Annotated in this window: 10 protein-coding genes and 1 pseudogene; 1 reads left to right on the top strand and 10 read right to left on the bottom strand. The window is 71.4% G+C overall.

The features are described 5' to 3' along the window. Positions 1-145: 145 nt before the first annotated feature. The gene (locus tag R0146_RS00215; RefSeq protein ID WP_317690867.1) at positions 146-670 is read left to right on the top strand and encodes a hypothetical protein; all 525 of its coding nucleotides are present in this window, start codon (positions 146-148) and stop codon (positions 668-670) included. A gap of 175 nt (positions 671-845) precedes the next feature. Here the strand turns inward: R0146_RS00215 and R0146_RS00220 are convergent, their stop codons facing one another. The 10 genes and pseudogenes from R0146_RS00220 to R0146_RS00265 form a co-directional block, all read right to left on the bottom strand. Beyond that, a complete protein-coding gene (locus tag R0146_RS00220; protein WP_317690868.1) occupies positions 846-2,228 on the bottom strand; it encodes a toxic anion resistance protein in 1,383 nt (460 codons plus the stop codon). Positions 2,229-2,268: 40 nt separating this feature from the next. Continuing rightward, positions 2,269-3,393, bottom strand: a complete 1,125-nt coding sequence (locus R0146_RS00225; RefSeq protein WP_317690869.1) for a hypothetical protein — start codon at positions 3,391-3,393, stop codon at positions 2,269-2,271. A gap of 1 nt (position 3,394) precedes the next feature. Next, positions 3,395-4,009 carry a 5-bromo-4-chloroindolyl phosphate hydrolysis family protein gene (locus R0146_RS00230; protein ID WP_317690870.1) on the bottom strand — a complete coding sequence of 205 codons (615 nt, stop codon included), beginning with the start codon at positions 4,007-4,009 and terminating at the stop codon, positions 3,395-3,397. After that, on the bottom strand, positions 4,006-5,655 hold the full coding sequence (locus R0146_RS00235; RefSeq protein WP_317690871.1) for a vWA domain-containing protein: 1,650 nt from the start codon (positions 5,653-5,655) through the stop codon (positions 4,006-4,008). Before R0146_RS00235 ends, R0146_RS00230 begins: the two co-directional genes overlap by 4 nt. 76 nt (positions 5,656-5,731) lie before the next feature. Further along, complete coding sequence (locus R0146_RS00240; RefSeq protein WP_317690872.1) at positions 5,732-6,868, bottom strand: adenosine deaminase; 1,137 nt, start codon at positions 6,866-6,868, stop codon at positions 5,732-5,734. A 383-nt stretch (positions 6,869-7,251) separates the two neighbouring features. Next, positions 7,252-7,650 (bottom strand): annotated as a pseudogene (locus tag R0146_RS00245) (cytidine deaminase); the annotation flags it as partial. After that, entirely contained in the window at positions 7,650-8,888 is a 1,239-nt protein-coding gene (locus R0146_RS00250) for an amidohydrolase (RefSeq protein WP_317690873.1), read from the bottom strand. The gene R0146_RS00250 and the pseudogene R0146_RS00245, both read right to left, overlap by 1 nt. 220 nt (positions 8,889-9,108) lie before the next feature. Then, positions 9,109-10,701 (bottom strand): acyl-CoA mutase large subunit family protein, encoded by a 1,593-nt coding sequence (locus R0146_RS00255; RefSeq protein ID WP_317690874.1) that lies wholly within the window; start codon positions 10,699-10,701, stop codon positions 9,109-9,111. A 161-nt stretch (positions 10,702-10,862) separates the two neighbouring features. Then, a complete protein-coding gene (locus R0146_RS00260; protein ID WP_317690875.1) occupies positions 10,863-12,125 on the bottom strand; it encodes an aminoglycoside phosphotransferase family protein in 1,263 nt (420 codons plus the stop codon). Positions 12,126-12,177: 52 nt separating this feature from the next. After that, positions 12,178-13,701, bottom strand: coding sequence for a hemolysin family protein (locus R0146_RS00265; RefSeq protein ID WP_317690876.1), 1,524 nt, complete (start codon positions 13,699-13,701; stop codon positions 12,178-12,180). Positions 13,702-13,771: the final 70 nt, after the last annotated feature.

The raw sequence follows: 13,771 nt of genomic DNA on the forward strand, positions 1-13,771 counted from the left end.
CCGGACCGACCTCTCGTCGGCGGCCCCCACGCGCGGACCGGAGCCGTACGTCCGGCGCGACGTACGGTGCGAATCGCGTGCCGTCCGGCCGACCGGCGGACGCATGGATCGGGTCGGGCATCGTGCGGGCTGACATACTCGGGCCATGGAGAGCTTCGTCGTGCACATCGACCGCAAACGGTGGGCGGACATGCGGCGCAACGGCAGGATCGGACTGATCGGTTCGATCCTGATCGGCATCGGCGGCGGGGCGTGGCTCATCGTGGCGGCGTTCGTCGGCGCGCGGCAGACCAGCCTGGTGCCCGGCATCCTGCTGGTCCTGCTGGGCATCGGCGCCGGCTGGTCGTTCCGGCAGCGGCAGCGCCACCCGATCAGCGACAGCGGCTCGCCGGAGCTGCTCACCCTCGACCGCGAGGGACTGCGGCTCGATCCGGGCGAGGGAGCCGATCTCGTCACGCGGGCCTGGGGCGCGTTCAGCGTGAGCTGGCTGCACCGTTCCGGGAGCTACCTCGAGGTGGTCCCCGAGGGACTCCCGGCCGGACGGTGGCCGGTGATCGTGATCGACGTGACCCGGCAGGCCCTGGCGGCCGCGATCACCGAGCTGTCCGGCGGGACGGCCTCACTCGGTGACGGTTCGCGGCCGCCGCGGCCGCGTCGCACCGACCGCTGACGCCTCGCACCGGCGGGCCCGACCGCTGACGCCTCCCGCCGGCGGGCCCGACCGCTGACGCCTCCCGCCGGCGGGCCCGACCGCCGCGTCCGGGCGGTGCACGGCACCGGGCCCGCCGTGGTGCACGGCACCGAGCCCGCAGCAGTGGGCAACACCGGCCGCGGTCGCAGACCCGTCAGCGCGTAGCCGGCTGCGCCAACCGGGTCGACTGCTCCAGCACCGCCTCGGGCAGGTGCGGCATCGTCGGCAGGGCGAGCGGCTCCTCGGCCTTGGTCACCAGCTCGACGACCGTCCCGGCCAGCTTGTCGGAGGACTGGCTGATCGAGTGCTGCGCCGCGATCAGCGCGTTGACCACGTCCTGGCGTGCCTGGTGACCGTACGTCACCGCATCGATCATCGACTCGGCCTGCTGGTCGAGGGAGGTCGCCACCTCGAGGATCGTCTCGGGGCGCAGTGTCGGGGTCTGGATGGTCCGGGCGACCTCCCCCACCGTACGACCGGACGCCTGGGCGTACGCCTGCAGGACGTCGTTCGCGCCGTCGGCGACCACCTGCTGCATCTCGGCGGCCTGCTGGGCCTGCAGCAGCAGGCCCCACTGGGCGATGGTGAGCTTCATCGTCGGGATGGTCAGGTTCACCAGCAGGGCGAGGCGCTGCCCCAGCCCGTAGTGCAGCGAGCGGGTGTTGCGCACCTGGGGGGAGGTCGACCAGGCGACGAAGAGGCGCTGCTGGAACTCGTTGATCCGCACCTCCATCGCCTGGATGAACTCGGCGATCCGGTTGCGCAGCTCCTCCTTGTCGCGCTTGTCGGGATCAGCCGGGTCGACGACGATGCCCTGCAGGGTGCGGGACGCCTCGTCGCGGACCGTCTCCATCACCGCGATGGCACCGACGAGCTGGCTGATCGACTGCTCGTTGGCCCGGTAGAGCTCATCGCAGAGCACCACGTTGCGCTTCAGCTCGCGCTGCTTGTCGACGAGCTGGCCGGCGATCCGGTCCAACTGCTGCTCGACCGTACGCGATTCCTCGAAGAGCATCTCGACGAAATCGCGGCCCCGGCGGAAGACGCCCCGGACCGAGTCCATGAAGCGGTCGAACGCTTCGCGGACGTCGGGGGCGTTGGGGTCGTAGCGCTTCCGGAACGACCGCATCGAGTCGTTGATCTGCTTCATCATCGCGGTCAGTTCGGGGATCTCGACCGGGCCGAGCTCGCGGAAGATCCGGTTGACCTGCATGTTCACCGCGTCGATGGCCTGGTTACCGAACTCCGCCATCACCTCGGTGTTGTTGAGCATCTTCGGGAACAGCTGCGCGCCCGCCGTACGGGCCTGTTCCTGCTGGCCTGCCGACAGCATCGCCAGGCAACTGAACTGGCCCGGAGCCTGACCGGGCAGGGCGACGTCGGCGGCGGACTCGCCACCGATCCGCACCTCCCCCGCACCGGACTTCTGGTCGTGCAGCAACTGGTCGGCGACGGTGGCGAGGGCGGAGTCGGCGGCGCCGGCGGCCGGCGGCGCACCACCGGTGAGGGCGCCGAAGTCGATGGACATCTCGGACATGGGCTGCTCCTGTCGGAAGGGCGGTGGTAGGGACGGCGTGTCAGCCGCAGGTCGTACGGTCCTGCAGGCAGCCCAGTAGGGCCAGGGTCACCTCGGAGTTCGGCGCCGGGATCGTACGGAACTGCGGTGCGAGCGGGATCTGGGAGAAGTCAGCGACGTTGTTCAGCCCGGCGTTGGTGGCCGACCGGAAGCCGTAGCGCTTCCAAGCCAGGGTCTGCAGGTCCTCGTCCTGGAGAGCGTCGATCAACCGTCCGGCGTCGGCGTTCAGCGCCAGCACCGGATGGTCGGAGTAGATCGTCGGCTCCGGGTAGAGGATCCGCACCTCCTTCAGCACCGCGTCGGAGCGGGGCCCGGAGGTCACCTGCTGGATGATCTGGTTCTCGTAGCCGGCGTAGAGCGGCGCCTGGTACTCGCCGCCCTGGGTGAGCCACTGGCGGAAGCCGTTGTCGGAGGACGTCGCCTGGAGGCCCTGGGCGTCGTAGATCGTGCGCATCGTCGGCAGCGCCCGGCGTGCCTCCTCCGGGGTGGGCGGCCGCGAGGCGTCGGGCGTCGCGACCATGGTCAGCTCCAGCTGGGCGAGGGTGAAGCCCGAGTTGGACTTCACCGGGTCGGTGGAGGAGATGTTGATCGGGCCCTTCAGGTTGCCGGCCTGCAGGGCCTGCCAGGTCCCGCCCTTCAGCGCCTGGTCCAGCAGCAGCGCGCGGGCATCGACGATGTAGTGGGTGCCGTTGCGCTGCTCGACCAGCCCGGCCTTGACCAGGGCATCGGTGCCCTGGGGCCCGGCGTAGACCACCTCCGGCGACTGCAGCGCCGTCTCCGCGCGGTACTGGGCGAACGCGCCCGGATGCTTGGCCTCGAACACGTGTTGGGCCGACGCGCTGGACGGCCACAGACAGTCCCAGCCGCGCTGCGTGATCTCGTCGGTCGACATCAGCACCTGGTCGTACGAGCCCATCGACTGCCAGGTGACGGTAAGTCCATAGCGGTCCTTGAGGATACGTACGACGTCCGGGTCGTGCATGAAATCGGACTTCTCCGAACCGCCGACGCAGCTGATGGTCACCGGCGCGACCCGATTCTGTTGGCGGATCACCAGGTATCCGCCGGCCACCAGCACCACCAGTACGAGTGCCAGGCCGATGAAGAACATGCCGCGATGGCGCATCTCAACCTCCCAGGGTCGGTAGCTCGGGGGGTGCCACGGTGTCCAGGTTGGCCTGGTACTCGGCCATCTCCCCCTGGTTGACGAGACGGATGCTGTCGAGGGCGAACTGGTCGAAGCGTTCGACCGCCGCCCGCCCGTCCGCCAGCAGCCGTGGCGCGTCGGTGTAGTAGGTGGGGTGCTGCTCGATGTCGGCGTACTTCTCGACCAGGCCGAGCAGGCTGGTGACGTGCCCGCCGAATCGGGCGGCCGAGGAGTAGAGGCTGCTCGGCTGGGTCTCGGCGATCCGGTCGAGCAACTCGGGCACCACCTCCCCGGCGCGGGCGACGGCGGCGCGGACCTGGGGGTCACGGATCCGGCGGGCCGCCCCGGCGAGCTGCTGCAGGGTCGCCTCGACCTCGCGCACCCGGGCCCGGGCGTCGCTGCTGTAGTCGTCCTGTTGCCGCTGGTGCTCGGAGCGGGCCAGCATCAGATAGATCCCGGTCGCCCCGACCGCCGCCAACAGCACCGGCGCGCCCAGCCGCAGCGCCGGTCCGGCGCCGGACAACAGGAGGAAGAACACCGCGAAGACCGCGATCGCCACCAGGATCGCCAACGGTGCGGCGAGCCGTCGGATCACTTGTACCCCGCTGCCTCGCGCAGTGCCGAGACCAGGTCGTCCGACTCCACGTACGCCCCGCCGCTGGCCTGTGCGACGGCGGTGAGCTGCTCAGGGTCGGCGTCACCGAAGGCGATCGCCACCACCGGCACGCCGGCCGCGCGGACCCGGTCCTGACCGGCCTTCGCACTGCCGGAGGACTGGCCGTCGGACATCACCACGATGAGCTTCTTGCGTCCCGGCTCGGTGTCGCGGGCCAGCGCGGCGACGGCGTCGTCGAGGCAGCGGTACATGTTGGTGCCGCCGCCCGGCTCGTAGCCGGTGACATCGGCTTCCAGCTGCCGCATCCGCGCCGGGTCGTTGCCGTCCACGGTGAACGGGCCGGCCGCTTGGTGGTCGTTGAAGACCGCCACGGTGGTGCGGTCCTCCGGGCCGGTCTGCAGCAGGTTGAGCCTGGCCTGGTCCGGGTCGAAGATCTGGTGCGCGGCCTCCTTCACCCCGTCCCAGCCGTCGCCGGACATCGAGCCGGAGCCGTCCAGGCAGTAGTACGTGGTCACCGGTCGGCGGTAGCGAGTGTGATAGCGCTCGAGCACCTGCTCGATCACCGCCGCGGACGGGTAGCTGATGCCCTGTTCGCGGATGTCGGTCTTGATCCCCCAGGCCGGGTCGAACACGGTCGTGTCGGGCTGGTCGAGGGTCAGTCCGATGGAATCGGCCGGCCGCCGCCCGAGGTGCAGCAGGTCCCGGCGGGCCTTCGGGTCGTTCAGCAGGTGGTCCTGCAGCTCGGAGAAGATCTTCTCCTTGGCCGCGTCGGCCTCGCCGGTCGGCAGGAAGCCGAACGGGGCGTCGCTGATCGCCAGCGCCCCCTCCGGGTAGACCGCGTAGAACGGCTCCTTGCCCTGCGCCACCAGCTGCTGGTTCTGCTCGATCACCAGCGCCTCGTAGGTGAACACGGCGTCGCACTGGTCGGGCGCGTCGACACACTCCTGCATCATCGTGCCGGTCGACGGTGGCGTACGGTCCATCGACTGGACGAAGGTGGTGATGCCCTGGTCGACCTGTGGGGAGTCGAGCTGGGCGGCGGTCAGCGGCTGGCCGGGCCCGTTGCCGGCGAAGTGGTTCATGAAGGCCAGCAGTGTCGTCGCGCCGGAGTTGGACTGGGTCGGGTTGGTCGACCAGATGTGGGGGTCGCCGCTCTGGATGGCGGTCAGCACATCGCCCACCGTCACCTGCGGCCTGTCGGTGAGTCCGAGCCGCTGCATCGCCGACCGGCGGCCGGCGAAGACGACCGGGGTGACGAACATCGACCGGGTGTCACGCAGCCTGCCCTGGGAATCGCCGATCTGCGCGAACACCGAGGAGGCGAACCAGTAGGCGTCGTACGTCGTCGACCCGGACTGGAGCGCCCGTGCCTGGTCCACCGAGCCGAGCAGTGTGTAGTCGCAGGTGTAGCGCTGGGCCGTGCACCACGGCACGACGATCTGGTCGAGGATGGCCTTCTGCTCCGAGCCGGCGACGATCCGCAGCGTACGGTCGGCCGGTCCGCCGCGACCTCCTGCGCCGGAGTTCCCGCCGCCTCCCCCGCCGCCACACGCCGTCAGTCCGAGGACGAGGGCGAGAGCGAGGGTGGCGCCGAGCGCACCGAGGGTCCGTCGACGTGGGGGCATGCCCCCATGCTGACCGATAAGGGGGCCCTGAGAGGGGATCCAACCCGTGAACTGATGGTGAACGCTACGTGTCGAGTCAGGCGGCCCCGCCGACCCCGGCGGCGTGCGGCCAGGTCATCGCCACATGGTCGGCGATCCGCCGGCGGGTGTCCTCGTCGACGAACGCCGCCCGGACGGCCCGGTCGACGGTGGTGCGGACGTCATCCAGGGTCCAGCCGAACGTCTCCACCAGCAGCGCGTACTCCCGGCTCAGCGTCGTACGGCTGACCAGCCGGTTGTCGCAGGAGATCGTCACCTCGAAGCCCAACCGGTGCAGCCGGTCGACCGGGTGGTCGGCCGGCCGAGCGGCGATCCCGGTCTGCAGGTTGGACGACAGGCACACCTCCAGCGGCACGTGTCGGTCACGGACCATTGCGGCGGTCTCGCCGAGCACCGGCACCGATCCGGACAGGTCGATGTCCTCGATCAGTCGCACACCGTGCCCGATCCGGTCGGCGTGGCACACGTCGACGGCCTCCCACACGGACTCGGGCCCCACCGCCTCACCGGCGTGGATCGTGTACGGGAGGCCGACCCGCTCCAGGTAGCGGAACGCGTCGAGCTGCCGGCTGGCCGGGTGACCCGCCTCGGCGCCGGCGATGTCGTACCCGGCGACCAGGTCCTCCTCGTGGCGGGCGGCGAGCTCGGCGATCTCCAGGCCGCGGTCGGCGTGACGCATGGCGGTGAGCAACTGGCGGACGATGATCGGATGACCGTCGCGGCGGGCGGCGGCCATCCCGTCCTTCAGTCCGGCGCCGACCGCCCGGACGGTCGCTGCGAGGGTCAGGCCGTGGCGCTGGTGCTGCTCCGGCGCCCAGCGGGCCTCGGCGTACACCACGCCGTCGTCCACCTGGTCGAGGACGAACTCGTACGCCACCCGGCGCAGCGCTTCCTCGGTCTGCATGGCGGCGACGGTGTGCTCGAAAGTCTCCAGGTAGCGCTCCAGCGAGCCGCTGTTGGCCGCCTCGAAGAACCACTCGGCGAGTGCCGTCGGGGTGTCGGCGGGCAGCGGATGACCGACCGCGGCGGCCAGCTCCAGCAGGGTCCGTGGCCGCAGCCCGCCGTCCAGGTGATCGTGCAGGGCGACCTTGGGCAGCGCCCTCAGGCGGGCACTGTCGAGCGGGCGGGCGGTGGTGCGGGCATCGGCGGCGTCGCCGAGATCCGTGGCGGTCACTGGAAGTCCTCGGGGTCGAAAGTGTCCGGTGCGGCGGGAGTCCCACCGTACCCGGGGTCGTCATGCCGATCGTACGGATGCCGCGCCGGGTCGTACGTCTCGTCCGGTCCCGGGCGGACCGCGGCGAACGGCCTGGGTCGCCCCGGCGGGGCGGTCGGGACGGGCGAGGCGGGCCGGATGACCGGTGCGGTCGGCCTCGGTGGGGTCGGTGGCACCGGTGCAGTCGGCGGCACCGGTGCAGTCGGCGGCACCGGTGCGGTCGGTCGGCCGACCGAGGGCATCGGCGCCGGCGATACCGACCGAGGGGTCGGCGCACCCGAACGCGTCGGCGGATCCGCCGAGCCCGCCGGAGGCACCGGCAGCGGGCCGGCGACCACCGCGGTGTCCGCGACGCGGTCCAGGTCGGCGGGGCCGAACGCCCGGGGCAGCAGCGCGTCCATCGTGATCGGTCCGTCGGTGCTCTGCACCAGCATCCCGGGGGCGGCGTGCTCGTGCAGCAGCTGTCGGCACCGGCCGCACGGCATCAGCGGCCTGCCGGTGGCGTCCACGCACACCAGCGCCACCAGGTGGCCGCCGCCGCTCAGCGCCAGGGCGGACACCAGGCCGCACTCGGCGCACAGGGTGACACCGTACGAGGCGTTCTCGACGTTGCAGCCGGCCACCACCCGGCCGTCGTCGACCAGTGCGGCGGCACCGACCGGGAACCGGGAGTAGGGGGCGTACGCCTTCTCGCAGGCCTCGCGGGCCGTGCGGCGGAGCGCCGGCCAGTCGATCTCGGTCATCAGGCGTCCTTCGGGTGGGGCGGCGTGGCGGCGAGTCGACTGAGCACCTTCACCCCGACCGGGATGCAGCCTTCGTCGACGTCGAACCGCGCCTGGTGGATGTCGGGCCAGTCGGCCTCCGCGATCCCCCGGGGGCGGACCCCCAGGCGCGCCATCGCGCCCGGCACCGCCTGCAGGATCCAGGCGAAGTCCTCACCGCCCAGCGACTGGGCCGTCCGGGCGACCGACTGCGGCCCGAGCTGACGTTCAGCGGCGTCGACCAGCCGGGCGACCCCGCGGGGATCGTTGACCGTCGGCGGGATGCCGGGGTCGATGTCGACGTCGACCTCCACCCCGAACGGCGCGACGAGCTGGGTGATCAACTCCGGCAGCAGCTCTACCGTCCGTTTCCACCCCGGCACGTCCAGCACCCGCAACGTGCCACCCAGCTCACCGGTCCGTGGGATGGCGTTCTCGACGCTGCCGGCGCTGATCCGGCCCCAGATCAGCGATGCCCCACTGCGTGGGTCGATCCGCCGCGACAGCAGGAACGGGGCCTGGGTGAGCACCGCTCCGAGGGCACCGACGATGTCGGCGGTGAGGTGTGGTCGGGAGGTGTGGCCGCCGGAGCCGCGCAGGTTGACGTTCACCTTCACCGCGGCGGAGGTGATCGCGCCGCGCTTGACGGCGATCTGGCCGACAGTGGTCCGTGGATCGCAGTGCAGGGCGTACGCCTCACGCACCCCCTGCAGGGCACCGGCACGGATCACGTCGGGGGCGCCGCTGGGAGTGGACTCCTCGGCCGGCTGGAAGATCAGCCGCACCCCGGTGCGCAGTAGTCCCCGGTGGCGCAGCTGCGCCAGCACGTGGCCGACGCCGAGGATGATCGTGGTGTGCACGTCGTGGCCACAGGCGTGGGTGACACCGGGGTTCTTGGAGGCGTACGACACGTCCTTGGCGTCCGCCAGTGGCAGGGCGTCCATGTCACCGCGCAGGGCGACCAGGCCACGGCCGGGCTCCCAGTCGTCGCCGAGGATGTCGCAGGTGAGGCCGGTGCCGACCGGCAGCACCTTCGGCTCCAGGCCGATGGACAGCAGCGAATCGGCGACCCGTTGGGTCGTCCGTCGTTCAGCCCGGCCGAGCTCGGGGTGGGCGTGCAGGTCGCGGCGGAAGGAGATCATCCGCTCGCTGATGGCGGCGGTGGCCACCGCGATGGCGGGACCGGGATCCACCTCCGACGTCGTGGGTGAGGCGGTCATTGGCCCAGCCTATCGCCGGTCCCCCGCCGGTGACAGGGCGCGGCCCCGAACGACGGGCGATCCGGCCTCGACGGGGACCACGGAGGGTCCGGCCGGGACCGGGACCGGGACGGCGGACGGCCGCCACCCACGAGGGGTGACGGCCGTCGGGTGTCCGACAGTGCCGGACGGGGCCGTACGGATGACGGATCGGCTCAGGCGCCGGGCCGTACGGATCGGCTCAGGCGCCGGCGGCGTCGCTCGGGGTGTAGGTGCCCCACACGGCGCGCAGCGCATTGCAGACCTCGCCGATGGTGGCCTTGGCCTGCAGCGCCTCCTTCATCGGGTAGAGCAGGTTGTCCGAGCCCTCGGCGGCGGCCTTGACCTTCGCCAGCGCGGCGTCGACCGCGGCGTTGTCGCGCTCGGCGCGCAGGGTGACCAGACGCCCGGCCTGCTGCTCACCGATCGTCGGATCGACCCGGAGCGGCTCGTACTTCTCCTCCTCGTCGATGGTGAACTTGTTCACCCCGACCTGGATCCGCTCGCCCGAGTCGATGCCCTGGGCGTACACGAAGGCGGAGTCCTCGATCTCGGCCTTCTGGAAGCCCTGCTCGATCGCCTTGACGGCACCGCCCATGTCGTCGATCTGCGCGATCAGCTTCCAGATCTCAGCCTCGAGATCATCGGTCAGCTGCTCCACGACGTACGACCCGGCCCACGGGTCGACGGTCTTGCAGACGTCGGACTCGAAGGCGATGACCTGCTGGGTGCGCAGGGCGAGCCGCGCGGCCTTCGGGGTCGGCAGCGCGATCGCCTCGTCGAACGAGTTGGTGTGCAGCGACTGGGTGCCACCGAAGGTGGCGGCCAGCGCCTGCACCGCGACGCGGACCAGGTTGACCTCGGGCTGCTGGGCGGTGAGCTGCACGCCGGCGGTCTGGGTGTGGAAGCGCAGCATCTGCGACTTGGGCTTCTCGGCGCCGAAGCGCTCCTTCATGATCTTCGACCAGACCCGACGGGCGGCGCGGAACTTCGCCACCTCCTCGAGGATGGTGGTGCGGGCCACGAAGAAGAACGACAGCCGCGGGGCGAAGTCGTCGACGTGCAGACCGGCCTTGATCGCCGCCTCGACGTACGCGATGCCGTCGGCCAGGGTGAAGGCCACCTCCTGCGCCGGCGTGGCACCCGCCTCGGCCATGTGGTAGCCGGAGATGGAGATGGTGTTCCACTTCGGGATGTTGTCGTGGCAGTACGCGAAGATGTCGGCGATCAGCCGCAGCGACGGGGCCGGCGGGAAGATGTACGTGCCGCGGGCGATGTACTCCTTGAGCACATCGTTCTGGATAGTGCCGGTGAGCTTGTCGGCGGTGGTGCCCTGCTCCTCGGCGACCAGCTGGTAGAGCAGCAGCAGGACGGCCGCCGGGGCGTTGATGGTCATCGAGGTCGAGACCTTGCCCAGGTCGATGCCGTCGAAGAGGACGCGCATGTCGTCGATGGAGTCGATCGCCACACCGACCTTGCCGACCTCACCCTTGGAGATCGGGGCGTCGGAGTCGTAGCCCATCTGCGTCGGCAGGTCGAAGGCCACCGACAGGCCCATCGTCCCGTTCGCGATCAGCTCCTTGTAGCGCTCGTTCGACTCGCGCGCGTTGCCGAAGCCGGCGTACTGACGCATCGTCCACGGGCGGGTCGTGTACATCTTCGGGTACACACCACGCGTGAAGGGGTACTCCCCGGGGGCACCCAGCTTGCTGGCCGGATCCCAACCGTCCAGCGCATCCGCCGAATACACAGCCGCGAAGGGAGTCCCGGTTTCGGTCTCACCAATTCCACTCATGGGGCTGAGCCTACCGGTGGCCTTCCCCGCCCGTACGGGCGATCCCCCTCTTCCGGGACCCCCACCGGCGTACAGGGAACCGACCGTGACAACAGTCACATCCGGGCCGACGCCGCCGTCCGCGGGGACTCTCCGGCCGGCCACCGGGTGGACGGGCCGACTCAGCCGACCTGGCGGACCAGTGCCTCGGCGGCGCTGACGATGGCGACCGTCTCCTCGTGCCAGTTCGCCTCCTGGCTGCGGTGCGGTCCGGTCGCCAGACTGATGGCGACCCCCGCGGCGCGCAGCCGTAGCTCGGTCGGGTCGACCCGGCGGTCGAACACCGGGGTCCACTCCACCAGCAGCCGCTGCAGATGCGCCGCCTGCGCGATGTCCATCCGCTGGATCGTCGACAGGTGGGCGAGCAGGCAGCCGAGGTCGTCGGCACGCCGGCCGGGCCCGATGCCGTCGATGTCGAGCAGGCCGCAGACATGCCCGCCGGCGACATGGACCTGTCCCTCGTGGAAGTCCCCGTGGGTCGCCTCGTCGCCGGCCGGCAGCCCGGCCAGCCCTTGGCTCACCTGGTCGGCCAGCCACAGCAGCCGCCCCTCCAGCTCAGGCATCGCCCGGGCGACCACCTCGACGTAGTAGTGCACCGACTCCGTCCACGGGATCCGGCGCGGCAGCCGGGCCACCACCGGCGGGAAGGCGTCCAGCACCGCGATCAGTTCCTCGGCAGTGCACGGGGAGTCCTCGCGGAACAGCGCCGTGGACAGCGGCAGGCCCGGCAGCCCGGCGGTCACCACCACCGAGTCTGCGGTGAGGACCAGCACCTCGGGCACCGCGATCCCCGCACCGCGCAGCATCCGGTGCCGATCAAGGGTCTGGTCGGCCTCCGCGGCAGTCTGCACCTTGAGGTAGAACCGGCGGCGATCCCCCTCGGCCCGGACGTCCGCCCGCAGCACGGCCCGCTGTCGGGGCCGGTAGCCGACCACGTCGAGCTGGACGTCGCCCGGGGTGATCGTCGGGCGCGGGCCGGACAGCGACCCCGCGTGCGGGGTCCACAGACCGTAGTCGTTCACCAGGTCGGCGATGCCCTCGGCGTACGCCGCGGTGCGCAGGCCCGGGAGCTCCGGGTCCTCCGGGTAGATCCAGACCGTCACCTCCCGGCCGTACGGGTCGTGGTAGACGTGCGCGCCGCCCCGTTCGGACTCGTCGGGACCGCCGACCCTCGAGGTGACGCCGACGATCTCGGTCGACTCGCCCCAGCTCCACGAGACGTGCGTCCGATAGGTCGCGGTGGTGGCACGGCCTGGTTGGTGGTCGACATGGTCCATCCGCCAGCGCAGCAGGGTCCCCCCGGCGTCGCGGACGGCAGCCATCAGGATGTCGCCCACCGCGCGGGAGCTGAGCAGCAGCCCACCGTCCGGGTCGTCCTCGTTCATCGCATCCCCCTCCATGTCCGCCCTGGCTCCCCGACACCCGTCGGGGAGACGATCAGCGCCGTCCGCCGCCCTGCGAGCCGTCCGGCCCGGCGACCGCACCGCCGTCCGCGCCCTCCGACCCGGTGCCCGTGGCACCGGGCTGTCCCGCACCCGCCTCTTCCGACGGGTCCGTCGCCGCTGGCCGTCGCTGGCCACCCGGGCCTCCGGACGTCGCCTCGGATCCGCCACCGGCAGCCCGCGCCCCCCGGGGCCGACCGACGGCCGGCGCCGTTCCGGCCCGCCGGATCAGGAACCGCGCGGCCCGGCGGCCGTCCATCTCCAGCACCGACACCTCGACCGCACGATGCTGGTCCGGGTCATCGGCCGACGCCAGTTCCGCCTCCGTGCTGTCACCCACCGAGGGGATGGCGCCGAGGCGGAACATGAACCAGCCGGCCAGGGTGTCGTACGGTCCCTCCGGGAGCACCATCCGGGTCTCGTCCTCGAAGTCCTCCAGCGAGGTCAGCCCGTCGACCTCCCGTGTGTTGGGCGCCGCCGGGGCCTCTTCCTGGACGATGTCGTACTCGTCGGTGATCTCGCCGACCAGCTCCTCGACCAGGTCCTCCATCGTCACGATGCCGGCGGTGCCGCCGTACTCGTCGCGGACCACCGCCATGTGGCTGGACACCCGCCGCATCTCCGCGAGGGCGTGGATGACGTTGACGGTCTGCGGGAAGTTCGCCATCGGCCGGACGAGCTCCTCCACCGGGGTCGCGCGCTGGGCCCACCCCGGGTCGAACAGGTCACGGACGTGGACGAAGCCGAGCAGGTCGTCGACCGACGCCCCGGTGACCGGGTAGCGCGAGTGCGGCGCCCCGGTCAACTCGCGGACGGCCTTGTAGACCGGTGTGTCGCCGGGCAGGAAGTCGACCTCGGTGCGCGGCACCATCACCTCGCGCAACGTACGGTCCCCGGCCTCGAAGACGTCCTCCAGGATCCGGCGCTCCTCGTCGCCCAGGGCGGCCGCGTCGGAGACCAGCGACCGCAACTCCTCCTCGGTCACCTCCTCCCGGGCGGCCTCGGGCCGACCGCCGAGCAGCCGGACGACGGCGTTCGTGGAGACCTCCAGCAGCCAGATCACCGGCCGCATCGCCTGGGCGATCCCGTCGACCGTCGGCCCCAGCGCCATCGCGAACGATTCGGCCCGCTGGAGCGCCAGCCGCTTCGCAGCGAGCTCACCGAGCACGATCGACACGTACGAGATGACGATGGTGATGACCACCAGGGAGGCGGTCGAGGCGACACCGTTCGGCACCCCCCAGCCGACCAGCACCGGGGTGAGGCGACCGGCGAGGGTGGCGCCGCCGAACGCGGACGACAGGAACCCGAACAGCGTGACGCCGATCTGCACGGCCGACAGGAAGCGCTGCGGATCGGCCGCCAGGTGGGCGACCTTCTGCCCGCGCCGCCCTCGGGTGCGGAGCTGCTTGATCTGGCTCTCCCGCAGCGAGATCAGCGCCATCTCCGCCGCGGAGAAGAAGCCTCCGCAGAGCGTGAAGAAGAGGATCAGCAGGATCTCGCTGATCATGCGGCTCATCGACGCCCGCCTCCCCACGTCATCGGCCGAGGTGCCTCTCTCTGGCACCGGTGCGGGGAGGCGCCGATAC

This window comes from Raineyella sp. LH-20, from assembly GCF_033110965.1.
In the GTDB taxonomy this organism is placed as follows: domain Bacteria; phylum Actinomycetota; class Actinomycetes; order Propionibacteriales; family Propionibacteriaceae; genus Raineyella.